At 66.7% G+C, this 25983-nt stretch carries 21 protein-coding genes; 9 read left to right on the top strand and 12 right to left on the bottom strand.

Annotated elements, in window-relative coordinates; translation table 11 throughout:
* Positions 1-4 precede the first annotated feature (4 nt).
* The 6 genes from Q9235_RS16870 to Q9235_RS16845 all read right to left on the bottom strand — a co-directional run bounded on the left by Q9235_RS16870 (position 5) and on the right by Q9235_RS16845 (position 5747).
* Positions 5-574, bottom strand: coding sequence for a type VI secretion system baseplate subunit TssE (locus tag Q9235_RS16870; protein ID WP_306222970.1), 570 nt, complete (start codon positions 572-574; stop codon positions 5-7).
* Positions 575-616: 42 nt separating this feature from the next.
* Positions 617-1102, bottom strand: coding sequence for an Hcp family type VI secretion system effector (locus tag Q9235_RS16865; RefSeq protein WP_306222969.1), 486 nt, complete (start codon positions 1100-1102; stop codon positions 617-619).
* A 138-nt stretch (positions 1103-1240) separates the two neighbouring features.
* A complete protein-coding gene (tssC, locus tag Q9235_RS16860) occupies positions 1241-2746 on the bottom strand; it encodes a type VI secretion system contractile sheath large subunit (protein WP_306222968.1) in 1506 nt (501 codons plus the stop codon).
* Positions 2747-2894: 148 nt separating this feature from the next.
* A complete protein-coding gene (tssB, locus tag Q9235_RS16855) occupies positions 2895-3425 on the bottom strand; it encodes a type VI secretion system contractile sheath small subunit (RefSeq protein WP_306222967.1) in 531 nt (176 codons plus the stop codon).
* A gap of 122 nt (positions 3426-3547) precedes the next feature.
* Positions 3548-5017 carry a type VI secretion system protein TssA gene (locus Q9235_RS16850; protein ID WP_306222966.1) on the bottom strand — a complete coding sequence of 490 codons (1470 nt, stop codon included), beginning with the start codon at positions 5015-5017 and terminating at the stop codon, positions 3548-3550.
* A 172-nt stretch (positions 5018-5189) separates the two neighbouring features.
* Positions 5190-5747 (bottom strand): OmpA family protein, encoded by a 558-nt coding sequence (locus Q9235_RS16845; protein ID WP_306222965.1) that lies wholly within the window; start codon positions 5745-5747, stop codon positions 5190-5192.
* A 118-nt stretch (positions 5748-5865) separates the two neighbouring features.
* On the opposite strand from Q9235_RS16845, the gene Q9235_RS16840 reads away from it, so the two are divergent.
* From Q9235_RS16840 to tagH, 3 genes are read left to right on the top strand one after another with little or no spacing between them, the layout of a single operon-like run.
* Positions 5866-7725: a type VI secretion system Vgr family protein gene (locus Q9235_RS16840; protein ID WP_306222964.1), complete on the top strand. Its 1860-nt coding sequence runs from the start codon at positions 5866-5868 to the stop codon at positions 7723-7725.
* 38 nt (positions 7726-7763) lie between these two features.
* Complete coding sequence (locus tag Q9235_RS16835; protein ID WP_306222963.1) at positions 7764-8312, top strand: DUF6931 family protein; 549 nt, start codon at positions 7764-7766, stop codon at positions 8310-8312.
* Between the two features lie 33 nt (positions 8313-8345).
* On the top strand, positions 8346-9737 hold the full coding sequence (gene tagH / locus Q9235_RS16830) for a type VI secretion system-associated FHA domain protein TagH (protein WP_306222962.1): 1392 nt from the start codon (positions 8346-8348) through the stop codon (positions 9735-9737).
* A 118-nt stretch (positions 9738-9855) separates the two neighbouring features.
* Here the strand turns inward: tagH and Q9235_RS16825 are convergent, their stop codons facing one another.
* From Q9235_RS16825 to Q9235_RS16815, 3 genes are all read right to left on the bottom strand, one after another.
* On the bottom strand, positions 9856-10209 hold the full coding sequence (locus Q9235_RS16825; protein ID WP_306222961.1) for a RidA family protein: 354 nt from the start codon (positions 10207-10209) through the stop codon (positions 9856-9858).
* Between the two features lie 61 nt (positions 10210-10270).
* Positions 10271-11053, bottom strand: coding sequence for a hypothetical protein (locus Q9235_RS16820; RefSeq protein WP_306222960.1), 783 nt, complete (start codon positions 11051-11053; stop codon positions 10271-10273).
* A 68-nt stretch (positions 11054-11121) separates the two neighbouring features.
* Positions 11122-11631, bottom strand: a complete 510-nt coding sequence (locus Q9235_RS16815; RefSeq protein ID WP_306222959.1) for a PAAR domain-containing protein — start codon at positions 11629-11631, stop codon at positions 11122-11124.
* Positions 11632-11809: 178 nt separating this feature from the next.
* On the opposite strand from Q9235_RS16815, the gene tssK reads away from it, so the two are divergent.
* The 6 genes from tssK to Q9235_RS16785 are packed head-to-tail and all read left to right on the top strand — an operon-like array spanning position 11810 to position 21879.
* Positions 11810-13147 (top strand): type VI secretion system baseplate subunit TssK, encoded by a 1338-nt coding sequence (gene tssK, locus Q9235_RS16810; RefSeq protein WP_306222958.1) that lies wholly within the window; start codon positions 11810-11812, stop codon positions 13145-13147.
* Positions 13144-14589: a type VI secretion system protein TssL, long form gene (gene tssL, locus Q9235_RS16805; protein WP_306222957.1), complete on the top strand. Its 1446-nt coding sequence runs from the start codon at positions 13144-13146 to the stop codon at positions 14587-14589. Before tssK ends, tssL begins: the two co-directional genes overlap by 4 nt.
* Before the next feature lie 12 nt (positions 14590-14601).
* Complete coding sequence (gene tssM / locus Q9235_RS16800; RefSeq protein WP_306222956.1) at positions 14602-18240, top strand: type VI secretion system membrane subunit TssM; 3639 nt, start codon at positions 14602-14604, stop codon at positions 18238-18240.
* 3 nt (positions 18241-18243) lie between these two features.
* The gene (gene tagF / locus Q9235_RS16795) at positions 18244-18951 is read left to right on the top strand and encodes a type VI secretion system-associated protein TagF (RefSeq protein ID WP_306222955.1); all 708 of its coding nucleotides are present in this window, start codon (positions 18244-18246) and stop codon (positions 18949-18951) included.
* Positions 18952-18961: 10 nt separating this feature from the next.
* Positions 18962-19756, top strand: coding sequence for a PP2C family protein-serine/threonine phosphatase (locus Q9235_RS16790; RefSeq protein WP_306222954.1), 795 nt, complete (start codon positions 18962-18964; stop codon positions 19754-19756).
* Entirely contained in the window at positions 19753-21879 is a 2127-nt protein-coding gene (locus Q9235_RS16785; RefSeq protein ID WP_306222953.1) for a serine/threonine-protein kinase, read from the top strand. Before Q9235_RS16790 ends, Q9235_RS16785 begins: the two co-directional genes overlap by 4 nt.
* A 220-nt stretch (positions 21880-22099) precedes the next feature.
* Here the strand turns inward: Q9235_RS16785 and Q9235_RS16780 are convergent, their stop codons facing one another.
* The 3 genes from Q9235_RS16780 to Q9235_RS16770 form a co-directional block, all read right to left on the bottom strand.
* Positions 22100-22378 carry a hypothetical protein gene (locus tag Q9235_RS16780; RefSeq protein WP_306222952.1) on the bottom strand — a complete coding sequence of 93 codons (279 nt, stop codon included), beginning with the start codon at positions 22376-22378 and terminating at the stop codon, positions 22100-22102.
* Positions 22379-22446: 68 nt separating this feature from the next.
* Positions 22447-24240, bottom strand: coding sequence for a transglycosylase SLT domain-containing protein (locus Q9235_RS16775; RefSeq protein WP_306222951.1), 1794 nt, complete (start codon positions 24238-24240; stop codon positions 22447-22449).
* 66 nt (positions 24241-24306) lie between these two features.
* Positions 24307-25860, bottom strand: a complete 1554-nt coding sequence (locus tag Q9235_RS16770; RefSeq protein ID WP_306222950.1) for a methyltransferase domain-containing protein — start codon at positions 25858-25860, stop codon at positions 24307-24309.
* Between the last annotated feature and the right edge of the window lie 123 nt (positions 25861-25983).

Genomic DNA, 25983 nt, shown 5'->3' with positions numbered 1-25983 from the left:
CGCGTCAGCGCCCCTTGATCGCGATCTTGCCGGTATCGAGTTCGAGATCGGCGACGAATTGGACCGGAATATTCAGCGGTTCGCAATTCAGATCGGCGCGCACGAGAAAACGGACCTTCAGCTCGGCCGGATCGAGGCTGTCGTCGCGCTCGACCGCGACCGACTTGCGGATCAGGCGCGGCTCATAGCCGACCAGCACATCGGCGAGATCCTCGCGGATGGCGTCGACGCGATGCTCGTCGATCGAGAGCCGCGTGAGATCCGGAAAGCCGTGATTGAGCACCGAGCGGCGCACATGCTCGAGCCCCGAGAGATCGAGGCAGGAGCCGAGATTGATGGTGTTGACGAGAGCATCGAGGTCGAGCGCGATCTCGCGGCGCAACTTCTGTTCGGTGATGGCTGCGCGGGGCGCGGCACGGCGGGGCGCGATCACGCGTTCACCGCCCTCGTCCCTCAGGTCGAGCGCGGTCTTCGCATCCTTCTCCAGATGCGCCTCCCGGAATGCGAACATCAAGGGCGGCCTGAGCCGCTTCTTCGAGACGGGATCGACCATGGTCTGCCACGCTGCCGGCAAGGTATCGGCTCCGGCGCGGTGCCGGAGCCGATACGCTTCGTCTTACTTGGCTTCCTTGGTCTTGATGTCATACGACATGGTCAGCGCCGCATCGAGCGAGCCATCGGCCTTCTGCGGCTTGTACTCGTATTTGATCTTGGCGTAGTTCAGCGAGAACTGGTCGGTCGGGATGCTCGACCCGCCGGCGGCATCGCCGGACTGGTAGCTCGACACCAGCAGGTCCTCCAGCGTCAGCGTGTAGTAGTCCTGCTGCTTGTCGCCCTGCTTGCGGACGAAGAGCACGGCCTTCTTGATGTGCTTGCCGGTGGCGCAGAACAGCGCCAGATTGGTCGAGGCCTTGCCGACCGAGGACGTGAAGTGGATGTCCTGGAAGCTCGCCTTGCCCGCGCCGCCGCCGGCGTTGGACGCATGCGAGCCCGCATTGTTGACGCCCCAGGAAAAGGAATCGACCTCGATCGTATCCTTGTGCTTGGAATCCTTGCTTTCGCCCTTGATACCGTCGATCTCGAGCAGGAAGTCGCTAGCCATTTTTACCTCCAGGGTAGGGATTGCTGGGGCGCGCGGATGCGGGCCCGCTGTGGACGCACTTCTTCTTTCGCGCCGCCCTCACACGGCCGGCGCGTCGAAGATCCTCGTTGTCGCCGTCACCTGCGGGTCAGGTGACGGTTACTGCTTGGGAGCTGGTAGTCGCGAGACCAGGCTCAGGCCGATATCCATGCCTTCGAGCTGGAAGTGCGGCCGCAGATAGAACTTGGCCGAGTAGTAGCCAGGGTTCTCCTCGTCCTCGAAGACATCGATGCGCGCATCGGAGAGCGGGCGCCGCGCCTTCGTCTCTTCGCTGGAATTGAGTGGATCGCCGTCGACATAGTCGGTGATCCACTCCTGCAGCCAGCGGCGCAGCGGCTCCTTTTCCTTGTAGGAGCCGATCTTGTCGCGAACCATGCACTTCAGGTAATGCGCGAAGCGCGAGACCGCGAACATGTAGGGCAGCCGCGACGACAGGTTGTCCGATGCGGTGGCTGCCACGCCGTCCGGCCCCGAGAAGGCCTTGGGCTTGTAGAGCGACTGGGCGCCGATGAAGGCAGCCTTGTCGGTGTTCTTGCGATGGATCAGCGGGATCAGGCCGGATTTCGCCAGCTCCGCCTCGCGCCGGTCGCTGATCGCGATCTCGGTCGGGCATTTCAGATCGACGCCGCCATCATCCGTCGGGAAGGTGTGGGTCGGCAGGTTCAGCACCTCGCCGCCCGACTGGACGCCGCGGATACGTGTGCACCAGCCATATTCCTTGAAGGCGCGGTTGATGTTGACCGCCATCGCATAGGCCGCGTTCATCCAGGCGTATTTCTCGCCCTTGTGCCCGTCGGTATCCTCCTCGAAGGCGAATTCCTCGACCGGCTCGGACTTGGCGCCATAGGGCACCCGGGCCAGGACGCGCGGCAGGCACAGGCCGACATAGCGGGAGTCGGCGGCGTCGCGCAGGCCCTTCCAGGCCGCGTAATCCGGCGTGTCGAAGACCTTGCCGAGATCGCGCGGGTTCGACAGCTCCGTCCAGGTATCCATGCCCATCAGCGTCGGATCGGCCCCGGCGAAGAAGGGCGCATGCGCCGCCGCCGCCACCTTCGACAGGTCGCGCAGGAGCTGCACGTCGGTCGGGACATGGCTGAAATGATAGTCGCCGACCAGGCAGCCGAAGGGCTGGCCGCCGAGCTGGCCGAATTCCTGCTCGTAGACCTGCTTGAACAGCGGGCTCTGGTCCCAGCGCGCGCCGGGATAGGTCTTGAGATTGCGGTAAAGCTCGCCCTTGGAGACATTCATCACCTTGATCTTCAACTGCGCATCCGTCTCCGAGTTGAAGACGAGATAGTTGAGACCGCGCCAGGCGCTTTCGATCTTCTGGTATTCGGGTGCGTGCAGCACCTCGTTCATCTGCTCGGTCAGCTTGGCGTCGAGCCGGGCGATCATCTCCTCGATCGTGTCGATGACGTCGCCCTTGATCAGGGTCTGGTCCGCCAGCGCCTGATTGACCAGGGTCGCGACCGCGTTCTCGACCTCTGTCGCCGCGCGTTCCGTCTTCGGCTTGAAACTCTGCTTCAGGATCGACGAGAAATCGTCGACTTCGCGCGTCTCGACTGCTGCCCCGCCGGGCTGTTGGGTTTGTGCTTCCGCTGCCATTGCCGCCTCGCTCGCTTAACCGCCTGCAGGCCCTGCCCCGTCCCAGGTGGACGGGATCGCTTTCGGATCGTCCGGAGCTTCGCTCCTGCGAAAGAGCGGCCTGCGCTCCTTCGCCTGCTGCTCCGGGAGCCGGGCCTGCGCCCTGCCCTCAGTTCGCCGTCTTGTCTTCGGAAGGCTCGGCCTTGCCGAGCTTGTCCTTCAGCGCCGCCATAAGCTGGGGGTCGGCCAGCAGCGCCTTGATCTGATCGCTGGCGGCCATCTTGCCGTCCATGTAGCGCAGGAGGTTGGCGAGCTGTTCGCGCGCCTCCAGGAGCTTCGCCGTCGCCGGAATCTGGCGGGCGATGGCGGCCGGATTGAAATCCTCGAATTTCGAGAACTTCAACGCCACCGAGAGCTTCTCGTTGCTGTCCTCGCCCAGCTTGTTGGGCACGTTGAAGGACACGGCCGGCTCGATCGCGGCCATGCGCTGATCGAAATTGTCCATGTCGAAGTCGAGGAACTTGCGCTGCGATATCTCGGACTTCTCGATCGCCGAGGCATTGCCCGAAAGATCGGCCATGACGCCCATGACGAAGGGCAACTCGACCTTCTGCTCCGCGTTGTACGGGTCCTCATAGGTGATGTGGACCCGAGGCGGCCTGTTGCGGCGGATGAACTTCTGTCCAGAATCTCCGGCCATGTGACGTGCCCCTCTGCATTCGTGCCACGCCGACGTAACGTGACATCCTATCCGTTTTCACCCGTCATCGATATAGTCGCGTGAGTGTGACGGGAGGTTCAAGGCGATGACGAAAAACTTCCCTAGCTGTCGCTCCCCGGCTCCGGCACGACATCTGGCAGGATGTTGCCGAGAAGCGACATGAAATCATGCTGCGCCAGCGCACAGGCCTTGTCCATCAGGAGCGGCGTCGGGTGCGACGGCTCGGCCTGGCGATAGAAGGCGGCGACCGCCCTCATCGCGTTGACCGCATCCGTGCGGCTGCCGATCACGATCGTCGAGGACACGGGGCTCGGCGCGGAAACGGCCTCTTCAGCGGCCTTCGCCACAACCTCCTCGCCATCGCTTCCGTCGGAAGCGTCCTCGCTCGCCTCGGCATCGCCGTCGTAGCCGTCCCCGGCCTCGTCCGTGCTGTCGCCGTAGCTGTCATCCGCGTCGCTCTCGGCTTCGTATTCGCTCTCCGCCTCGTAGCCGTCAGGCGCCGGCAGCCGCTCGAGCGGCAAACGGAACCGGCGCTGGTCGCCGATCTCGAAGACCGCCCTGTCGACCTGGTCGGGGAACATGATCTGGATGACCTCGATCAACGACTTTCCGATCAACTGCTGCGCCTGCCCGATCAGCAGGACGGCCGGGCTCGAAGGCTCGGTTTTGCGAAAGTAGCCGAGGCAGGCAGCCAGCGTATCCTTCACATGGAGGATGCTCGAAAGGCTGCCGGGACTGAAGGTTGCGGTGTTCGCTGCCGGGCCCTGCGGGCCGGTCGCAGCCGGCTCGGGCCCCGACGCCTGATGGCCGGGGACACGCCGCGCGACCGCGGCATCGAGGAAGGTGGCGATCTGGTCCAGCAATGTCGCCAGGCGCGGAAAGCCGAGGGGATGATCGACACCCACCTTCTCCAGCCAGATCGTCCGCAGGCGTGCGAGCGCATCGCGCGCCGCGTTCACCCGGCCGAGCACCGCGACCAGGTCGTCGGCCTCGACATCGCCCAGGGCCGCCTGGATCGCGCTCGCATCGGGATGCTGCTCGCCCTCGACCAGCTTGGTCTCACCGCTCGCAACAAGCTGGCTGCGGAACATGAACGGCCCGATGCGGCGGCTCACGAAGAGCGGCGCATGCTGCAGCGGCAGCACGACCGTCGCCAGTTCATCGAGCCCCTGCAGGGCGACTTCGCGCATCACGAAATCGCCATCCATCGCGCGGGGATGCATCTCCTCCCAATGGGCACCGAGGAGATCGGCCATGGCTGAGAGGCTGGCAGTGAATCCGGGGACGTCGCGATTGAGGATCGTCAGCTTCGCCGCGAGCACGAAGAGCCGGAGATCGCGCGAGCGCTCCAGCAGCTTGCCGAGTTCGGCGAAGGCGGCGGGAAATTCGATGCTCGTCCGGTCGAAGGCGATCTGCCGCCCGTCGTCGTCGCGGCGGAAATACGAGGCCGGCAGCGCGACCTCGAGCCGCGCCGTCGCATTCATGAAATCGAGATCGTCTTCGAGATCCGGCCCGCAGGGCTCGTCAGCCGAGACCGGCTTCGTCAGTTCGGCGAAATTCAGGTCCGCCATCGCTATCCCCGCTAGAGCATTTCCACGCTTCTTCGCAGCGCTGGAATGCTCCAAATCTCTGCATCATCGCATTTTCTTCACGCGAACCGGCATCCACTTCGCTCGAAAATGCTCAGACAGAAGCGGCGGCCCGGCCACGGCCGGGGTCGCCTCGGCCGTTTCTTGCTACGCGTCACTCGGTGCGCAGGCGGGTCTCGACCCGGCGGTTGTCGCCGGACAAGGGATCGGCCGCGATCGGCTTGCTCTGCCCATAGCCCTTGGCCACCAGATTGGAAGCCTTGACGCCATGCCCGCCGAGGTAGCGCACCACGGCCTGGGCACGACGCTGCGACAGGTTGAGATTGTAGGCGGCGCTGCCGGCGGCGTCCGTATGCCCCTCGACCATGAAGGTCTGCTTGGCGAGCTGCGGCGTCTTCAGGGCCTTGGCGAACTCGTCGAGATTGAGCCTGGCCTCGGGCTCCAGCTCGTCGGAATTGTACTTGAACTTCACGACGAGGTCGAAGGCGCTGACCGGCTTGGCCGGCTCGACCACCTGCCCGGCCTTGGCGCATTCGGCTTCCGTGCCGACGCACAACCCGCGCGTGATGGCGGGCTTGGGCGCAACCGCCGGCCCGAAATGCTTGACGATGTCGTCCGCCTTGTAGGTCTGCGCCCCTGCCCCGTTCGCCATGGTGAGAACCAAAGCGCCGGTCAGGGCGACAAAGGCAGTGAGGCCGGGCTGCTTGCGCATGGTAACACTCCCACTGGGTTTCGCCGTCTGGCAATTGATGACTTAGGGATGAAAGGATGACTCCAGAAATCACCTACGTCAAGATAAAAATAGCAGCACGAATCGAAAGGTTCAGTTGATGCCATCCGCTCTTAGGCAAGACAATAGCACTGCGTCTTTCTCTACACCAAAGGGGAAAGACGAATTTACTATTATAAAGTTCGAAGCCAGCGAAGCTTTGAGTGAATTATTTACTTATAATATCGAGGCAGCCAGCAAGACTGAGAATGCCGATCTGCAAAGCATCATGAGCGAGAAATGCGCGATCAAGTTCACGCTCAAGAACAAGAGCGAGCGCGTCTTGAACGGCACGCTGGTCGACGCGCAATGGCTCGGCAAGCAGGACGATCTCTATATCTATCGCTTCACGCTCAAGCCCTGGCTCTGGCTGCTCTCGCAGCGCGCCGACTGCCGGATCTTCAAGAACAAGACCGCCTTGGACATCATCAAGGAGATCTTCAAGAAGGAGGGCTCTGCGAGTTTCGACGACCGCACCAGCGAGACGCTTCAGCCGATCGACTACTGCGTCCAGTACCGCGAGACAGATCTCGATTTCGTGCTGCGGCTGATGGAGCAATACGGCATCTACTACTATTTCAAGCACAGCGACGGCGACCACAAGCTCGTGCTCTGCGATTCCCGCTCCGCCCATGATCAGGTCCAGGCCGCGGCCGAGCCGAGCTTCCAGGGCGACGCCTCGGGCTATGCCTTCGTGCCCCAGGGCAACCGCTTTCCGCGCAGCGCCGTCGAGCACCTGACCCACTGGTCGACGATCCGCCGCCTGCGCACCGGCAAGTTCGAGCTCAAGGATTATGATTTCGAGAAATCGGAATCCGATCTCACCGCCCGGGCCGAGGAAGGCTTCCCGAAAGCGAAATCCTACGAGGCCTACGACTACCCCGCCGCCTACACCAAGCGCGACCAGGGGGAGCATTTCGCCCGCGTCATGGCGCAGGCCGAGCAGGCGCAGGACGACCGCCGCTATGCCGGCGGCGATGCCGCGAGCCTCTATCCCGGCGCGCTGATGAAGCTGATCGACCATCCGACCGGCGCCGAGAACAGCGAGTACATCGTCGTCCGCGCGACCCATGCCTACGGCATCCAGAGCTATCGCTCGTCCGGGCGCCGGGACGAGGCGCTCTATCACGGCTCCTACGAGCTCCAGAAAAGCGACAAGCGCTTCCGTGCGCCCCTCGTGACGCCCCGCCCCACCGTCTACGGGCCGCACACCGCCAAGGTCGTCGGCGAGAAGAACAAGGGCGAGGAAGGCGATATCGACGTCGACGAGTACGGCCGCATCTGGCTGCGCTTTCACTGGGACCGCGAGGACGGCTCGACCTCCTGCCGCACCCGCGTCGCGCAGATGTGGGCCGGCAAGGGCTGGGGCGGACAGATCATTCCCCGCATCGGCCAGGAGGTGATCGTCGAGTACATCGAGGGCAATCCGGACCTGCCGCTCGTCGTCGGCGCCGTCGTCAACGACCAGCACAAGCCGCCCTACGACTTGCCGGCGAACAAGACCCAGTCCGGCCTCAAATCGGAATCGACGGATGGAGCCGGCTTTTCCGACACCTATAACGAGATCAAGTTCGAGGATCGCAAGGACCAGGAGGTCCTGGAGATCCGGACCGAGAAGGACCACAAGATCACCGTCAACAACATCGAGACCCGCGATATCGGCGAGCGCTACGACGGGGCGGGCTATTCGCGCGAGACCACGCTGAAGAAGGGCGACGACAAGCTCGACGTCCAGAACGGCAAGCTCGATATCGAGGCACTCCGGGAGATCAATCTCAAGGTCGGCGAGAGCACGATCAAGATGACGCCCGGCAGCATCGAGATCAAATCGCCGAAGATCACGATCCATAGCCAGGCGCTGACGGAGGTGAAGAGCGATGGCATCCTCACCATCAAGGCGTCGATGGTGAACATCAACTGACCACATAGACCGATCACGACCGAACGGCCGGAGCCTCCATGTCACGCCTGCGCTTCAGCACCGCCCGCGAAGTGTTCGAGACCTATCCAGCGGCCCATCAGGCCGTGACGATGGCGCCGACCACCGAACCGCCGCTGGCTTTTCTCGGCCGCCTCGTCAGGGGCCCGGCGCCGATGGAAGCGGCCGGCTTCTGTGCCTTTCTCCTGCCGCGGCGCGAGACGGTGTGGTGGGCGCTGCAGGCGGTGCGCGCGACGCAGCCGCCCGGCACGCAGGACCCCGGCCTCGATGCCGCAGAAGCCTGGGTGCGCGAGCCCGGCGACAAGACCCGCTTCGCGGCGCTGCGGCTGGCTCAGGTCGGCGACAGCGCAAGGCCCGGCACCTTCGTCGCCTGGGCGGCCGGGTATTCCGGCGGCAGCATGTCGGAGAGCCATCCCATACCGACGCCGCCGGACCTCACCGCCAAGATGGCCCGCATCGCCGTGCTCAATGCGATCAACCGCCTGCCGGCCCGCGAGCGCGACGGCGCATTGCGCGCCTGCGTCGAAGCATGCATTCGTTTGGCTGAAGACGATGCTGGCAAGCGCTGATCCTCGCCTGCGAACCGGAACGGGACGTCCGCGATGGCGCTGACACTGACGATCGAGAACGAAACCTCGCTGCCCGATGGCGGCCCGCTCAGCGTGACCGCCAGCGGCGGGCGTGGCCTCGATATCGGCCGCGACCAGCATCTCGACTGGGCCTTGCCCGATCCCTCGCGCGCCGTCTCCGGCCGGCATTGCGAGATCCGCTTCCGCGACGGCGGCTGGTGGCTGCGCGACATCTCGACCAACGGCACCTTCGTCAATGGTGGCGAGCATCGCGTGCAATCGCCCTACCGGCTCCAGAACGGCGACCGGCTCGAGATCGGCCATTACATCATCGCCGTCGCCATCGACGACGAAGCCGGTCAAGCTTCCGGCGCAGCCGCCGCGCCGCCGCCCTACGCCGCGCAGCCGGACTCGCTCTGGGCACCGAGCGAGGAGGCCGCGCCGCCGATTCCGCGCCGCGACCTGATGCCGCCGAACCATGCCAGGCCGGTCCATGCCGGCTTCATCGACTGGGCGGCCGATATCCCCGCGCCGAACGCGTCACCGGCACCGCCGCCTGCGCAAGACTGGTCGACACCTGCCGCACGGACTGACGAATTCGCCTGGGCGCCGTTGCAGCCACAGCCACTTCCGCCGGAGGAGCCGGTCGCGCCGATTCCGACCCCGCGCCGCCCGTCGGCGAGCAGCCCGGCCAGCGCCAGCCCGTGGGACGAGCCCGCCGCCGAACCAATCGCGCCTGAACTTCCGGAGGAATCTCCCATCACACCGGCGCCGGCCTTCACGCCGCCACCGGCCCCGCCCTTTCCGGCTGAGCCCGCGCCTCAAGCCGCCGCACCCGCGCCGATCTCGATGGGCGAGTTCATGCAGCGCTTCGCCAAGGGCGCCGGCGTCTCGCCGCAGGCGCTGGCGACGCAGGACCCCGGTGCCTTCGCCGAGCAGCTTGGCGGGCTGATGCGGCTGATCGCCGAGGAGCTGAAAGGGCTGCTCGCCGCCCGCGCGGAGACCAAGCGCATCGCCCGCAGCACCAGCCAGACGATGATCCAGGCGCAGGACAACAACCCGCTGAAATTCTCGCCGACGGTCGACGATGCCCTGCAACTGATCTTCGGCCAGCCGCGCAGCGGCTATCTCGATGCCAGGCGCGCCTTCGACGAAAGTTTTCGCGACCTCAAGGCGCACCAGATCAAGACCTATTCGGCCATGCAACATGCGCTGAAGATGCTGGTCGAGGATCTCGATCCGCAGGCGATCAACGAGGCGACGGCGCAGGATGGCGGCATCAGTGGCCTGATCGGCTCGCGCAAGGCGAAGATGTGGGAGGCCTATGTCGCGCGCTGGGACGCCAAGACCGCCCCTTACGAGAACGGCCTCGTCGACGCCTTCATGATCTATTTCGCCGAATGCTACGACCGCGGCGGGAAGTGACGGCGCGTCGCGGTCATGCCCGGGCTTGACCCGGGCATCTCAGGACGAGAGGGCACCCAATTCTGCACGAGATTCTCGGGTCTACGCTTCGTTCCGCCCGAGAATGAGGTGCTGGCCGTCAACCCTTCGCGGCCACCGCCGTGATCTCGATGGCGTAGCCGGGCGAAGCGAGCTTCGCCTCGACGGTCGCCCGCGCCGGCGAATGGCCCTTCGCCACCCACTTGTCCCAGACCGCGTTCATCTCGCCGATCTTGCCGATGTCGGTGAGGAAGATCTGGACGCTGAGGATGCGCTCCTTGCGGCTGCCGGCCTGCGCCAGCGTATCCTCCAATAGCGCCAGCACCTCCTCGGTCTGCTCGGTCAGCGAGGCGCCCTCGGTCTTCTCCGCGACATGGCCGGCGAGGAAGACGATGCCGTTGAAGATGGCGGCGTCGCAATAGCGGGCGGCCAGTCCGATACGTTCGATGGTCATGGGCTTGCATCCTGTCGCGGGAGAAATGGAAGGGCCGACTTGGCCCGCCCTTCCCGCCCGGTCAAGCCGGCGGCAGCGTCAGTATCTCTCGGATCGCACGCGGCTCGAGCTGTCGCGGCGTCTCGTCCATCGCAGCCTTGTAATAGCCGAGGATGCTGAGCTGTTCGTAGGTCGCCCATATCGATTCGTCCTCGAAGGCGGCCATCCGCTCCTCGAAATTCAGGATCATGCCGTATTCCATGCCGACGCCGCGCTCGATCGGCGGCGGGGTCGGCTTGCTGCGCTTCTGCGCCTCGGCTGCAGCAAAGGCGGCGAGCGCACCCGGCTGCCAGACCTGCTCATAGGCCGCGACGATATCGGCAGCAGGTTCGCCCTTGCTGGTCAGCACTCTCCGGCAGGCATCGGCGAAGGCATCGGTCAGCCCGTTCGCCTCAGCGGCGGAATCGGCCTTGTTGTAGTCGGCCCGCAGCGGCTCGACATAGCCGAAGAGGTTTTCGAGCTGCCGCGCCGCCGGCCCGGCCAGGAACAGCCAGGGAAAGGCGCCGTCGATCGAGATCTGGCCGGGCAGGAGATGCGCCGCCTGCTCGCCATCGTCGGCCCGGAAGAACTGGCGCACCGCCGCCGTGCAGCTCACGTTCGGCACCGGCAGGATCGGCCGCCTGCGCCGCGCCGGATCGCGGATCAGCGCCATGAAGCACAGCGTTTCCGCCACACGCCCGTTGCGGGCGAGCCCATGGTTCTTCGCCCGCCTCTGATCCGAGGACAGGCGCTGCACCATCTTGTGGCGGAAGCGCTCGATCTTCGCCTCCGCCCGATCCGGGACCGTCCGCCTGCTCTTCGCCATCATACCCCGCAGCGAGAAAAACGATTCCGCGTCAGCGGCTTCCGTCGGTTTCCTGAATCAACTTGCGATCAGCCGCCGATGATCACGGTCGGCAGGCCCATCGCGATCTTGTTGGGCGGACCGAGCGCCTCCAGGATCGTGTCGCCCATCCGGCAGGCCGGCAAGTTGTTGATCAGCACGGTCTGCGAGCCGTCGATGACGACACCGGGCCCATGTGTCGGCAGCGGCAACGGCCCGAGCGGCGTCAGGCAGATATGGATATCGGCGCCGCCTGCCGCGCCTGTGATCATCGAGCCCATGCTGGCGGCAGCCGCGTTCTTGGCGGTTTCCTCGGCGGCGATGGCGGCCGGTGCTCCCGGCGTGCCGGCCGCGGCGACGGTGGCGGCCTGAGCCACTTGCAGCGCGGCATCGGAGACCTGCTTCGCCGCCTGCATGGCGGCCGCGGCCGCGGCAGGCACTCCGCGCCAGGCCATGAGGGTGCCGATCAGCACGTTCGGGCTGCCCGGTCCCGGTTGCAGGATCGGCGGCAGCGGATGGATTACGGGGTCAGTCACGCGTGCGGCCGGTCCCTTGGGCATGCGGGCCTCCCCTGCTCGAACGGACTCGTTCTTCTCAGGACTGCCGCGAAAATCATCCCGCCGCATCCTTCAAGTCAATGATGGCGGCGCGCGCGGAGAGCGCTAGCATTCGTTTGGTGACGCTTGGGGAGGACCCGTATAAGCTCGCCCAGCCTGCCTTCGAGTGAGCGAGACCGGAATGTCGTGGTACAGCAAGGTCGTCTGGTCGGAAGGACTGTTTCTCAGGCCGCATCATTTCCAGCAGAGCGACCGCTATCTCGAAAACCTGCTGGAAAGCCGCGTCCGCAACGTCACGCCCTATCCATGGGGCTTCTCGGTGCTGGAGATCGATCGCGATCTCGCCCAGCAGAGCCGCATCGGCCTGCGCCGCGCCGTCGGCGTGATGCCGGACGGCACGCCTTTCGCACTGCCCGACAACAGCCCCCTGCCCGCCGCGATCGAGGTACCGGAGAACGCCGCGGGCCAGATCGTCTGGCTCTCGCTGCCGCTTGCCGCCGCCAATACGCGGGAGGTCGAGGACACGCTGAACGGCTCGGCCAGCCGCTATGTCCCGGCGAACGAGATGCTGATCGATTCCACCGCCTCGCTGCGGACGGAAGAAGAGATCGACGTCGCCCATCCGCGCCTGACGCTTGAGCTGCGCAAGACCTCGAAGGCCGGCTATGTGGGCTTAGCTCTGGGCCGCATCCTCGAAGTACGCGATCGCGCCATCCTGTTCGACGAGAAATTCGCGCCGCCGGTGCTGGTCTGCTCGGCCTATCCGGTGATCGAGGGCTGGCTCGACCGCGTCATCGGCTGGATCGACAACAAGCTGGAGGAGCTCGCCCGCTACGCCGCCGATCCGACGGCTGGCGGCGGCCTGCAGAGCGCTGATTATTTCGTGCTACAGCTCCTCAACCGCAATATTCCCGTGCTCAAGCACATGCGCCGCTCGCGCTTCGTCCATCCCGAGCGGCTGTTCACGGCCTTCCTGGCGCTCGCCGGCGAGCTTGCGACCTTCACCACGGCCGAGCGCCGCGCCCGCGACTACCCGGCCTATGACCATGACGACCTGGAGAACTGCTTCGCCCCGGTGGTGCGCGACATCCAGGACTTCCTCTCGGCCAATCTCGGCCGCCGGGCGATCCGGCTGGAGATCGTCGAGCGGGCGCAGAACGCCTTCATGTCGACGATCCGCGACCGCAGCCTCGTGCGCAACGCGACGCTGGTGCTGGAAGTCGCGGCGCGCCGCCCGCTGACCGAGATCCAGGCGCAGTTCCCGCAGCTTTTCAAGATCGGCCCCAACACCAAGATGAACGAGATCGTCCATGCCCATCTGCCGGGCATCAATCTCGTCCACCTGCCGACGCCGCCGCCGCAGATCCGCGCGCTCACGGATCATGTATACTTCTATCTCGACCGCACCTCGCCGCTCTGGCCGGAATTCTCGACGGCGAGTTCGATCGGCATGCATTTTTCCGGTGACTGGCCCGATCTCGAACTCGAGCTCTGGGCCGTTCTGGAGGGCAGGCGATGAGCAACGACGGTTCGTCCGATCCGTTCGGCCGCTCCGAGCGGACGATCATCAGGCCGAACCCCGGCGGGCGCCGCGCGCCCCTGCCACCCGCTCCCGCTGCCCCGACTCCGGCCGCGCCACAGGCGCCCCAGCCCTATCAGCCGCCGCAAGTGCCCTCGCCCGGCGTGCCCGGCACCGGCGACGAATGGATGTCTCAGCCAGCGCCGATCCCGCAGCGCCAGCAGGCTCCGCCACCACCGGCCGGTGGTGGCCAGTCCCTGCCGCGTCGCGACCAGCTCCTGACGCCGAACGCCAATCCGCTGCTGCGCGCGGCCGGCCCGCTCCTGCTGCTGCTCGGGCGGATGCGCGCCAATCTCTCAAACGCCCCCTTCGCGCAGCTCCTCGGCCAGGTTGGCGAGACGATCGAGGCCTTCGAGCATGAGGTCCGTGCTGCCGGCGTCTCGGCCGAGACCGCGCAGACCGCGAAATACGTCATCGCCGCCACGGCGGACGATATCGTCCAGAACATCCCCGGCGACGACCGCCATGTCTGGACGCAGTACAGCATGCTCTCGCGCTTCTTCGGCGAGCGCATCGGCGGTGTCCGCTTCTTCGAGATGCTCGACAAGGCCAAGGCCGATCCATCGGTCAATTACGACCTGCTCGAACTGATGCATGCCTGTCTGGCGCTGGGCTTCCAGGGCATCCACCGCACCTCGGCCGGCGGCGCCAACAATCTCCAGATGATCCAGCGCAATCTGTTCGAGACGCTGCGCCGGGTGAAGCAGCCCGATCCCGAGCTTTCGCCGCGCTGGCGCGGACAGGCGATCGCGCAGGCTGTCGCCGGCTTCAAGCTGCCTGTCTGGTCGGTGGCGGCGATCGCGGCGGTCGCGCTGCTCGGCGTCTATTTCGTCTTCCGCGCGCTGCTCGCCGGCAATGCCGAGGCAGCCTCGACAGCCCTGCTCTCGGTTCATCCCAAGGGCGAGATCGGCATCATGCGCAAGGTCTTTTCCGCCCCGCCGCCGCCGCTCCCGCCGCCGCCCCAGCCGCCCAAGGTCTGCGCCGCCGTGCAGCCGCCGATCGTGTGTCTGGTGACGCCGAACGTCGTCATCGTCCGCCTCGTCGGCATCACCCTGTTCGAGCCCGGCCAGGCAGCCGTGCGTGCCGAGTTCCAGCCCCTGATCGAGCGCATCGCCGCGGTGCTGGAACAGGAGGGCGGCGCCATCAAGGTTGTCGGCCACAGCGACAACGTGCCGATCCGCACCGCCCGCTTCCCGTCCAACCTCGCCTTGTCGCAGGCGCGCGCTAAGGCCGTCGGCGACGTGCTCCAGACCAAGCTCAGCAAGCCGGACCGGATCGCCACCGAGGGCAAGGGCGCCGATGCCCCGATCGCGCCCAACAACACCGCCGATGGACGCGCCCAGAACCGGCGCGTCGAGATCCTGATCCAGCGTCAGAACTAGGAGGGCGAAGCCATGAATCTCGCCACCTGGCTCCGCATCGTCGCGATCCTGATCGGCGCGCTCGCGCTCGCCGCGCTGATCTGGTTCGGCGGCCCCTTCGTCGCCTTCGGCGAGGTCCGGCCGTTCGAATCGGTCTGGATCCGCCTGCCCATCGCCGTGCTGCTCCTGCTCGGCGCGTTCACCTGGATCGCCGTCATCGTCATCCGCCGCCGCAAGGCGACCGCGGCACTCACCGAAGCGCTGGAGAAGGAGGAGACGACCGGCGACGGCGCCGCGCTGTCCAGCGCGATGAAGGATGCACTCTCAACGTTGAAGAGCGCGCGCGGCAAGGGCGGCGACTATCTCTACGACCTGCCCTGGTATGTCATCATCGGCCCGCCCGGCGCGGGCAAGACCACCGCTCTGGTCAATTCCGGGCTGAAATTCCCGCTGGCGCGCGGCGCGACGCCGGCCGCCGTCGCCGGCTCAGGCGGCACGCGCTATTGCGACTGGTGGTTTGCCGAGGATGCGGTGCTGATCGACACCGCCGGCCGCTACACCACGCAGGACACCGACACCAAGGCCGAGAAGTCGAGCTGGTTTTCCTTCCTCGACCTGCTCAAGACCAACCGTCCGCGCCAGCCGATCAACGGCGTGCTCGTCGCGATCAGCGTCGAGGACCTGCTGACCTCCTCGCCCGAAGAGATCGCCGCCCATGCCGACGCGATCCGCGCCCGCCTGCTCGAACTGCACGAGCGGCTGAAGGTCGATTTCCCGGTCTATGCCGTCTTCACCAAGGCCGACCTGATCGCCGGCTTCAACGAGTTCTTCGGCCAGTTGACCGAGCCGCAGCGGCGCATGGTCTGGGGCCATACCTTTCAAACCGCCGACAAGACTCGCAACATGATCGGCGACGTGCCGCCGGAATATGACGCGCTGATCGAGCGATTGAACGAGCGCCTGCCCGACCGTTTGCAGGACGAGCATAACCCGACGGCGCGCGCCCAGATCTTCGGCTTCCCCAGCCAGATGGCGACGCTGAAGCGCTCCATCGTCGATTTCCTGACCCGCGTCTTCGAGCCGACGCGCTACCACGCCAATGCGACGCTGCGCGGCTTCTACTTCACCTCGGGCACTCAGGAAGGCACCCCGATCGACCAGTTGATCGGCGCGCTCTCGCGCAATTTCGGCTCGGATCATGCCGGCGCGGCCTCCTTCTCCGGCAAGGGCAAGAGCTATTTCCTGACCGAGCTGGTCCAGAAGGTGGTGATCGGCGAATCCGGCTGGGTCTCGACCGATCTTGGTGCCGCCCGCCGCACGACCGCGCTCCGTATCGCCGGCTTCGCTACGGTAGGCCTCCTGTCACTCGCCGCGCTCGGCCTGTGGTGGACGAGCTTCTCGCGCAACAGCGACCTGATCACCGCGACCAATTACGGGCTCTCGGATTATCGCAGCGCCGCCGCACCCGTCTTACAGGAGACCACGATCTCCGATCGAAACTTCAGCCGCGTGCTGCCGCTGCTGCACAAGCTCCGCAACATGCCGGCGGGCTACGCGACGAAGACCGAGCCGACGCCGACGCTTGCCACCTTCGGGCTCAGCCAGCGCGACCGTCTGCAGAACGCGACCGAGATTACCTACCAGCAGGCATTGGAGCGGATGCTGCGTTCGCGCATCATCTTCCGGCTGGAAGAGCAGCTCGAGGCCAACGCCAACAACCCCGGCTTCGTCTACGAGGCGCTGAAGGTCTACATGATGGTCGGTGGCCAGGCGAAGCTGGACCGCGAGCTCGTGACCTCCTGGATGCGGTTGGACTGGGCCGAGAACCTCTTTCCCGGCCCGGCCAATGCCAAGGGCCGCGAGGCGCTGGAAGAGCACCTCGCCGCGATGCTCGACCTCGACGACGGAACGGGCGAGCCTATCGTCAAGCTCAATCAGTCGCTGATCGAGCAGAGCCAGCGCACCTTGCGCCGCCTCAGCATCGCCGAGCGCGCCTATGAACTCCTGCGCACGCAATCCCGCAGCGAGAGCCAGAAGGACTGGGTCATCTCGCAGCGCGGCGGCTCCGACGTGCGCCTCGTCTTCGAGGGCGTGACAGGCGAGGATCTCGACCAGATCCGCGTGCCTTATTTCTACACCTATGACGGCTTCCAGAACGCCTTCATCGCCAAGCTCGGCGATATCGGCGACCAGATCGAGCGCGAACGCTGGGTGCTCGGCGAAAACCTCGACCAGCAGGCGATCACGGCCCAATACGCCACGCTCTTTCCGGACCTGATGAAGCTCTACAGCCGCGACTATGCCGCGAGCTGGCAGCGCATGCTGAAGCGCCTGAAGCTTCGCCCGCTCAATGCCGACAAGCCGCGCTATGTCGCGCTCAGCGCGATCAGCGCTGCCACCTCGCCCTTCAAGCAGGTGCTGGAGGCGCTCCGCGACGAGACCCAACTCACCAAGGAACGCCCCGACGCCAGAAAGGCGGTCGCCCAGGCAGCAACGCAAGCCGCCGCCGATACGCTGGCCCGGCGCGCCAGCAATGCGCTGAGCCGTCTCGGCACCAACCTCCCGCTCGCGGCTCCGGGCGTCGACCGCATCCTCGCAGGCGGCGGGGCCGATACCGCGCTCGGCGCCGATATCGAGAGCCAGTTCAAGCCCTTCCACGTCCTCGTCGACGGCGATCTCGGCCGCCGGCCCGTCGACCAGCTCCTCCAGACCTTCTCGGAGATCAACCAGAACCTCGCGACGGCCGCGACCAATCCGGCGCAATCGGCTGCGGCGAATGCCGCGCTCGTGCCCTTGATCGCGACCTTGCGCGCCAATTCCTCGCGCTATCCCGCGCCTTTCGACGGCATGGTGATCCAGGCGGTCAACGATTTCGAGGGCGATGCCACCGGCGCGACCGTCGCCCTGTTGCGGCAGGCTTTGGCCGAGCAGGTCACGCGCGTCTGCACCGAGGTGATGAACAACCGCTACCCCTTCACCAAGGCCAGCACCCGCGACGTGCCGCTCGCCGATTTCGCCCGGCTCTTCGCGCCCGGCCAGATCATGGACAAGTTCTACAAGGAGCGGCTGGAACCCTTCGTCGACACCTCCAAGCCGCAATGGAACTGGCGCGTCGACAGCCGCGTGGCGCGCGCGCTCTCGCCGACGACGCTGCGCGAATTCCAGCGCGCCAACGAGATCAAGGAAGCCTTCTTCCCGACCGGCGGCAACCTGCCCTCCTTCCAGATGGTGGTGACGCCGACCGCACTCTCCGCCGATGCCGCCAATGCCAAGCTGGAGATCAACGGCTTCACCGTGACGAGCCAGCAGGGCGTCAACACGCCGACCCCGGTGATGTGGCCGGGCGGCGGCGTCGGCAAGACGGCGGTGACGCTGACGCTCGGCGGTGGCGGCGGCAACTCTTCCGGCGGCATGTTCAGCGGCGGCTTCTTCTCCTCCGGCCAACAAGGCGGCGGAGGACAGGGCGGCGAGGCCAAGCTCTTCGAGAAGGACGGCACCTGGTCCTTCTTCCGCCTGCTCGATGCCGGCTCGGTGCTGAAGCAGGGCGACAATGTCGGCTTCAACCTGAATGCCGGCGGCCGGCAGGTCGGCTATTCCTTCGGCGTCGGCTCGCTCAAGAACCCCTTGATCCTGCCGGCGCTGCGGGAAATCCGCTGCCCCACCGGGATCTGAGCCTTGAGCTGCGGCCTCTTCGGCAAGCTCCCCGCCAAGCGCGACTTCATCGCGCTGAACGCTCCCTCCGGCTTCCTCGGGGCTTACGAGAAATGGCTGCAGGGCGGCCTGACGGCGAGCCGGCTGGAACTCGGCAACCGCTGGCAGGAGGCCTATCTCAACGCCCCGATCTGGCGCTTCTGGCTGGGCGGCGCCCATGGCGGGCAGACGGTGGCCGGCGCCTTCATGCCCTCCGTCGACGGCGTCGGCCGCTATTTCCCGCTGACCGTCTTCGCAGCAGCAAGCCCGGGCGCCGCGATCCCGCCGCCGGAGCTCGACCCGCAGGACAATTGGTTCGAGGCGATCGAGGACTTCCTGCTGCAGGCGCTGGAGCCGCAGGCGAGCTACGAGGCTGTGGCGCAGCGCCTGGGCGCCCTGCCCGTCCCGAACGACCATCACCTCGCCGCGCCGCCACAGGACATGGTCCGCCTCTCGGACGGCACCATCGTCAGCGCGGCGATCGCCTCCGGTTTCCCGGAACGGCTGGCGGCCCTGCGCGTCGAAGACCATGCCCGCGCCTATGCCCATGCGTGCTATCTCTGGACGGTCGGTGGCCCGAATTTCGAGCCGCTGGCCCTGACCGGCCACGCCTTGCCCGATCCCTATCTCTTTGCCGGCCTGCTCACCGGTCGTTTCGACGGCCATCTCGCGCCCGAGCGCGCCGGACCATGAGGGCGATGCCATGAACGACGCCCCGCGCAAGAGCCCGGATTTCGAGACCGGCTGCATCAGCCATACCGGCAAGGTCCGCACGGCCAACGAGGACAATTTCATCCTGCGGCCGGAGATCGGCCTCTGGGCCGTCGCCGACGGCATGGGCGGGCACGAGAACGGCGCGCTCGCCAGCGCGACCGTGGTCGCCGCGCTGGAGGCGGTAGGTGCTGCAGGCTCCGCGCCCGATCTGCTCGCCATGCTCGAAGCCGGGGTGCTCAAGGCCAATGACGATCTGCGCGCCGAGATCGACAAGCGCGGCGCGACCATGGGCGCGACATTGGTCTGCCTGCTGATCCACCAGCGCCATTTCGCCTGCCTCTGGTCGGGCGACAGCCGCATCTACCTGATCCGCAGCGGCCGGATCGCGCAGGTCTCGCGCGACCATACCGAGGTCCAGGACATGGTCGATCGCGGCCTCCTCACGGCCGAGGAGGCGAAGCGCTCGCCGCGCCGGCACGTCATCACCCACGCGATCGGCGTCCACGAGACGCCCGAACTCGACCTCGAAAACGGCGAGATCGCCGATGGTGACACCTTCCTGCTCTGCTCTGACGGGCTGACCGAACACATCGCCGACACCGAAATCCTGGCGGCCGTCGAAACCGGTGGCGCGCAGGAGGCTTGCGACGCCCTGCTGGCGCTGACGCTGGAGCGCGGCGCGCGCGACAACGTCACCGTCGTCATCGTGCGCTATCGACAGGGGACGAGCGAAAGGACACGCTGGATGCCGAACCGGTCCATGCGAGGAAGCACAACGCCATGAGCGACGACTCCGAGCGCACCGTCTTCGCGCCCCGCGCCAATGCCCGCATCGGCACGAAGCTCAACGGCATCTACGAGATCGAGAGCCTGATTGCCGTCGGCGGCATGGGCGAGGTCTACAAGGGCCGCGCAATCCAGACCGGCGACGCCGTGGCGATCAAGATGATCCGCCCCGACATGGCCCGCGACGACGCCGTGCTCGCCCTGTTCCGGCGCGAGGCGGCGGCGCTGCACAATCTCTATAACGAGGCCATCGTCCGCTACTACGTCTTCGCCATCGATCCGGTGAGCGAGACGCCCTATCTCGCGATGGAATTCGTCGATGGCCAGCCGCTGTCCGAGCGCATCCAGCAGGGGCCGCTCAGCGTCGGGGAGGCCGATATCCTGCGCCAGCGCGTGGGACCGGGCCTCCATGCCGCGCACCGGCTCGGCATCATCCATCGCGACATCTCGCCCGACAACATCATCCTGCCGGGCGGCGACCCCTCCCGCGCCAAGATCATCGATTTCGGCATCGCCCGCTCCAGTATCCTCGGCGAAGGCACGGTGATCGGCTCCGGCTTCGCGGGGAAATACAACTACGTCTCGCCCGAGCAGCTCGGCCTCTATGGCGGCGAGGTCTCCGGCCGCTCGGACATGTATTCCTTCGCGCTGGTGCTGGCCCAGGCCCTGACCGGCCGCGCCATCGACATGGGCGGCTCTCAGGTCGACATCATCGACAAGCGCCGCCGCCTGCCCGATCTTTCCGGCGTCGATGCGCGCGTCCGGCCTCTGCTTGCGCGCATGCTGGCGCCCGATCCGAAGGACCGCCCAGCCGATATGGCAGAGGTCGCCACCTGGACAGCGCCAGCGTCGGGCAAGAAGGCTGCCGCCAAGGCACCGACCGGCCATATGACGGCGGACAAGCCGACCCGCTCGCCCCTGCCGCTCGTCGCCGGCATCGCCGTGCTTGCCCTGCTGGCAGGCGGCGGCTTCTATGCCTGGACAACGCTCGGCGGCGGCCAGACGACCCGGGTGGCGAACAATACTCCACCGCCGCTCTCGGAGTCGCCGTCGGCTGGCTCATCCGGGACCTCGGCAAGCGCGCCGCCCGCGCTGGCCGAGGCACCTGCGGCACAGCCGCCTGCGGCGAGCGTCCCGCCCGCCCTCTCGGAAGCCCCGGCGCAGCCATCCGTGCCCGCGACGCCGGCAGCCGAAAAGCCCGCTCCCGCTCCGCCGATTCAGCCTGAAGCGGCGCAACCTCCGGTCGCACAACCGCAAACGCCTCCACCCCAGACGCCGCGGCCGCTGCGCCCCGCGCCCGGCTCGCAGGTCGCCGTCAATGTCGAGCCGCCCCAGCAGGCGCCGGCACGCCCGCCTGCTTCCGAACCCGTCAAGCCGCCCCCGGCCGTCGAGGTCAAGCCGCCCGAGCCGCCGCCGGTCGCCGTCGTCATCCCGACGCCTCCGGTCAGCCAGAGCGTCCCGCCGCCGCAGAGCACGGCCATCGTCCCGGAACCCGAGCCGCGCACGCCGGTCGAGCGGATCGAGCGCTATGTCCGCGACTATGACGGCGGCTCCTGCTTCTTCCTCTGGCCGCTGGAGATCGGCGACCGCAAGGCGACGCTGGAAGGCTTCGGCAGTTCGTCGGCGCCCTTCGTCGCCTTCGACTCCGCCTTCAAGGCGGCGCAGGGCTTCGAGGCGCAGATCCATCTGCGGCCGATGACCGATGCGCAATGCCGGATGGTCGATTTCCTGCGCCGGCCCGGCATCGGCATCGACCGCAGCCCGAAGATCCAGATCGGCGCCTTCAACATGAAGAGCGGCGAGATCCTCAACGGTTCGGTCGAGGCCGGCGGCGGCCAGAATCTCGACGTCGTGCTGATCGGCGACGACGGGCTCGTCTACAACCTCGCGAGCTTCATGAAACGGGAGGGCGGCAAGGTGACCTTCAACCTCAAGCTCGAATCGACCGGCGGCGCCGCGCGCCCGCAGATCGTGCTCGCGCTGGTCACCAAGGAAGCCCTGCCAGCGCTTTCGGGACCGAATCCTTCGCCTGCGAGCGAGTTCTTCGCCAATCTCAAGCTCGACCTCGCTCGCCAGAGCGGTAAGCTCGGCCTGGGGATCAAGTATTTCCGGATCGAGTGAGACTTATGCCTCGGGCGTAAGCGCTTCGAGCCATACCGTTGTCATTTCGGGCTTCGCGCAGCGAAGAACCCGGAACCCACGACCGGGTGAGTCACCCAAACCGGGAGAGAAGGTCCGGCCAAGCCGTGGGTTCCGGGTTCGCGCCTGCGGCGCGCGCCGGAATGACAACGTGCGGAGGAGATGCTCAGGTGGTGTCCGATCACGACGGCATTGGCGCCCCTCAATCCTCGCGATACAGCACGCCCCATTCGTCCTGCCAGATCCCGGCCTTGTCCTCGACCACGATCGGCGCCCGGATCTCGTTGGCGAGGCGGATCGCGGTCCGGAAGGCATCCTTCGCCGCGAGTTCGTCGCTGACGAAATCATTGACCAGTTGCCCGCCGGCAAGATCGGCCGGGCAGAGCACATGCCCGAAAGCCTCCCCGCCGCGCTCCGACAGCCTGAGCGTGATCGCATCGGTCGGCGGTTCGTCGACCTGTTCGAAACGGTTGGCCGGCATGGGCTTTCTCCTTTCGTTGCTCTCGAAGAGCGGATGCCGCGCGCGGGTTCGCGCACCGCGTCAGAACGTCATTTCTTCGGTTGTGGCCGAGCGATGCCGGCCCCTTGTCCCGGCCTGACCGCGCTGTAGCGGTCGAGCCTGACCTTGATCATGTCGTTGAACTTCTTGTGGACCTCGGAGACCGTGAGCACCTTGGTTTCGTCGCCGGAACCCGCGTAGAAGATCGGCCGGTTGGCTTGCGCGGGCCTGGGCAGGAGTTCCGCCGCCTTGACGCCCGGCGTCTCTTCCATCGTCTCGATGAAGGTCTGCGCCGCATCGGGCCCAAGGAAATGGATCAGGTAGATCTCGCCGCCGGTGAGATGGCGGCCCAGCGCTCGTTCAAGCCGGAGTGTGTCGCGCTTCAGCATCTCCGCCGCGAGCAGCGCCGAGATGTAGGGCTCGCGCCGCATGTCGAGGATGCGCTGGCGCTGCGAAGCATCGGTCACGACGAATTGTCGCCCGGACCGGCCGATCAGCTTCACATCGGCAGCGAGCCCATGCTTCGTCCCGAACTCGTAGATCACGCCGAGCCAGGTCTGCTCGATGAACTGGTACAGCCCGGTCGCCGAGGAGGTCTGCGCCTTCACCGCCGTCGAGAACGAGGATTCCTTGTCGGCCACAGCCATCAGCAGGGTCGGGTCGGCCCCGACGACCTTGCTCGCCCGTACGATCAGGTCGACGAGATGGCGGCGGATCTTGATCGGCCCGAAGGTCAGGATCTGGTCGGGATCGCCGCTGGAGATTTGCGGCGGCGGCTGCGGCGCGCCACTGGCTGAGACCGGTCCCGGCGGCGGCCCACCCTGCATCTTCGGCGGCACCAGCAGGATGTTGGACGGCAACTGCAACTGGTTGACCGGCACCTGCTGGGTCGGCGCGTCTTCCTGCGGCTTGATCGCTGCCAGTGTGGGGTCGTTGTCGAGGGCAAACTGGGCCGCCTGCCGCGCGCCCTCCAGATCCTGCTCGACCGAGGACAGGATCAGCGAGGGTCGGGCCGGTGCGTCCCTCAGCGCCGGTGCCTCGACGGCCGCAATCTCGATGCCCCGCTCCGGCTGCGGGCGCTCCTGCTGCTGAAGCCGGGCATAGGCGAGACCGAGCACGGCGGCCGTCAGACAGGCCACGCCGACCGCCACTGCCGCGATCGCCTTGCGGCCGGAAGCGGTCTTCTTCGGCCGCGCATCAACCGAGCCGGCCGCATCCGCAGGCTTCGCGGAAAGCGCTTGCGGGCCGGTCGCCGGAGTAAACGCCAGAGGTGCAACCCGCGGCGGAGGAGTGGAAACAGCAGGCTGGACCGGAGCAGCGCGTGGCGGCTCCACCGGCGGCCTTCGCACGGGAGCGGACGCCTGCGGCGCCTGAGCAGGCGATGCCGCCGGAGGCAGCGGTGCGGCAGCCGCCGGCGCCGCAGCTTCCTCCTGCTTGCCCGTCACCAGACTCCGCAACCTGTCCAGCCAGCCGGCATCGCCCTTCCCCGCAAGCGCCGTCAGATCATCGGCAAGACGCTGAGCCATCATCTGCGGCACGCTCGCGTCGCGCGCGATCGCGCTGACGGCGGCCTTGCCGGGTTGCTCCGACACCGCCTTCAACGCGTAGAACCAGAGCTGAAGTGGGGTGCGCCGGCTTTCGAGCGGCGTCCCGGCCGCAGGATGGATCATGTAGTTGCAGTGTTGGCAGGCGAAGCCGCGCAGCTTGGGGCGCGGCTCGAACTGCGCCGGCCGGCCGCAGGCGGAGCACGTCATGCGCGTCCCGCCATGGCGCAGGCGCATCAGCGCTGCGAGGCAATCCTCCTCCGGAAACAGCACCTGGAATTGCCGGAAGCGCTCGCTCATTCCGCTGGCCCGCGCTCCATCGCCCCCTGCCGCAAGGTTACGCCGGGCACGGGCGCTTCACAATCGTCACGCCCGCAGCAGCCCGAGGCGCGCGACATCTTGCAGGTGCATCGCCACCTCCTCCGCCGTCGCCCGCTCCGGCAGTCCGGGCACGGTGATGCCGGCGGCGCGGGTCTGGTCGAGGAAGGCGTTCATCGCGTCGAGCAGCATGCGCTGGTCGCGCGAGCCATCGAGCAGGCTGACGAATTTGCGCACGACAACGCCGTCGAGCTGCACCGTTCGGTGACGCAGATCGGTGACCTCGGCGGAAGTCGAGGCCTGCCAGCGCGCGATCTCGCTGGCGGCGGGCTTCTCGCTGATCGCCGTCGTCAGCGGCGGTGCCTCCAGGCGAATGTCGAGCAACCCGGCCTTGAAGATCGCGATCAGGGCTTCATCCAGCCGGGCGATCTCATGCGCCCGGTCCGGCCCCAGCTCACCCGCCGCGTCCCGGCACGAACGTTCGACCAGCTCGTCCCAGGGGATGCTCGCCGGCCAGAGCGTGCTGAGAATGGCGAGCGCCGCCTTGCCGAGCGGCAAATCGACGGCGAGCTGCACGCCCTCGTCGAAGCTGAAGCGCTGCACTCCGGGCTTCTCGCCGCTCATGGCCGGCGCCAGTCGCGCGTTGGCCGCGAGATGATAGGGCCTGAGCGAGCCCGACCGCACGCCACGGCTGAGCGGGATATCCGCCCGGCACAAAAGCGTCTCGCGGAAGGCCCGGCCGATCAGCAGGTCGAGCGTCTGCTCGCGCAGGGCCATCTGTTCCAATGGCATCCTGTCGAGCATCTGCTGGGCCGGCCCCTTGGCGGCGCCATACAAATTCGGAAACGAGGCCTCGGCCAGGAACTGCAGGCCGTTTTGCTTGGCGACCGCGAGCACCTCGTGCAACGCGAAGGCGCGCGCACTTGGATTGAGATCGTCGTGATAGAGGACGTTGTCGGGCAGTTCGTCGACCTGCTTGAGGCGCTGCCGCAGCGCCGCACCATGGAAGCTGTCGGGATCGCTGCCCTCGGCGATCTCTTTCAGAGACGCGCGGGCGACCCGGACCCGCTCACGCGGGTCTTCGATATCCTTGACGGCGAAGAGCATGACGTCGCGGGCGAGATCGCGCAGGCGGCAGCCGGGAAGCGCGTTGTAGCTGACATAGGCGACGCCGTGGGGCGCCAGCAACTGCCCAAACAGCTCGATGATCCGCTCGCGCACGACATCCGGCACCCAGGAATAGACGCCGTGGACGATGATGTAGTCGAAGGTGCCGATCTCCTCCCCCACCGTGAGGATGTCGCGCTGCTCGAAGGCAAGATTGGCGAGGCCGAGCTCGGCGGCGTTGGCGCTCGCCTGGCGGATCGAGTCGCCGCTGAGGTCGATGCCGAGGAAACGACTGCCGGGATATTGCGCCGCCATCGGGATGAGATTGCCGCCGCGCCCGCAGCCCAGTTCGAGCACGCGCATCGCGCTCGGCAGCGCCGGCGCCATGCCGTGGAAATGGGCGATGGTCGCCAGCCGCGAGGGATGGGTCTGCGAGAAGGAATGGCCGGGATAGGCCACGGCATCATAGGGATTGATGGCAGGATCGCTCGTCATGGCCGCTTCCGCCCCACTCCGTCCGCATCATTCCAGCCGAAGCGCCGCCCGAACGCCTCATTCATTTGAAGGAGCGGTTCCCGAGAGTGCCCTTCGGTGCGTGCCGGGAAAAGCCCGGATGCG

This window comes from Bosea beijingensis (genome assembly GCF_030758975.1).
Lineage (GTDB): Bacteria > Pseudomonadota > Alphaproteobacteria > Rhizobiales > Beijerinckiaceae > Allobosea > Allobosea beijingensis.
Note: the sequence above shows the minus strand (reverse complement) of the source record. Positions and strands in the feature narration are given on the sequence as shown.

Bases quoted from the DNA above. Each gene is read 5' to 3' on its own strand.
- Q9235_RS16785 (WP_306222953.1), top strand. From the start codon at position 19,753: ATGAGCGACGACTCCGAGCGCACCGTCTTCGCGCCCCGCGCCAATGCC.
- tssC (WP_306222968.1), bottom strand. From the start codon at position 2,746: ATGGCAGCGGAAGCACAAACCCAACAGCCCGGCGGGGCAGCAGTCGAG.
- tssM (WP_306222956.1), top strand. From the start codon at position 14,602: ATGAATCTCGCCACCTGGCTCCGCATCGTCGCGATCCTGATCGGCGCG.
- Q9235_RS16865 (WP_306222969.1), bottom strand. From the start codon at position 1,102: ATGGCTAGCGACTTCCTGCTCGAGATCGACGGTATCAAGGGCGAAAGC.
- Q9235_RS16790 (WP_306222954.1), top strand. From the start codon at position 18,962: ATGAACGACGCCCCGCGCAAGAGCCCGGATTTCGAGACCGGCTGCATC.
- tagH (WP_306222962.1), top strand. From the start codon at position 8,346: ATGGCGCTGACACTGACGATCGAGAACGAAACCTCGCTGCCCGATGGC.
- Q9235_RS16850 (WP_306222966.1), bottom strand. From the start codon at position 5,017: ATGGCGGACCTGAATTTCGCCGAACTGACGAAGCCGGTCTCGGCTGAC.
- Q9235_RS16820 (WP_306222960.1), bottom strand. From the start codon at position 11,053: ATGGCGAAGAGCAGGCGGACGGTCCCGGATCGGGCGGAGGCGAAGATC.
- Q9235_RS16840 (WP_306222964.1), top strand. From the start codon at position 5,866: ATGCCATCCGCTCTTAGGCAAGACAATAGCACTGCGTCTTTCTCTACA.
- tssK (WP_306222958.1), top strand. From the start codon at position 11,810: ATGTCGTGGTACAGCAAGGTCGTCTGGTCGGAAGGACTGTTTCTCAGG.
- Q9235_RS16825 (WP_306222961.1), bottom strand. From the start codon at position 10,209: ATGACCATCGAACGTATCGGACTGGCCGCCCGCTATTGCGACGCCGCC.
- tssB (WP_306222967.1), bottom strand. From the start codon at position 3,425: ATGGCCGGAGATTCTGGACAGAAGTTCATCCGCCGCAACAGGCCGCCT.
- tssL (WP_306222957.1), top strand. From the start codon at position 13,144: ATGAGCAACGACGGTTCGTCCGATCCGTTCGGCCGCTCCGAGCGGACG.
- Q9235_RS16775 (WP_306222951.1), bottom strand. From the start codon at position 24,240: ATGAGCGAGCGCTTCCGGCAATTCCAGGTGCTGTTTCCGGAGGAGGAT.
- Q9235_RS16770 (WP_306222950.1), bottom strand. From the start codon at position 25,860: ATGACGAGCGATCCTGCCATCAATCCCTATGATGCCGTGGCCTATCCC.
- Q9235_RS16815 (WP_306222959.1), bottom strand. From the start codon at position 11,631: ATGCCCAAGGGACCGGCCGCACGCGTGACTGACCCCGTAATCCATCCG.
- Q9235_RS16835 (WP_306222963.1), top strand. From the start codon at position 7,764: ATGTCACGCCTGCGCTTCAGCACCGCCCGCGAAGTGTTCGAGACCTAT.
- Q9235_RS16845 (WP_306222965.1), bottom strand. From the start codon at position 5,747: ATGCGCAAGCAGCCCGGCCTCACTGCCTTTGTCGCCCTGACCGGCGCT.
- Q9235_RS16780 (WP_306222952.1), bottom strand. From the start codon at position 22,378: ATGCCGGCCAACCGTTTCGAACAGGTCGACGAACCGCCGACCGATGCG.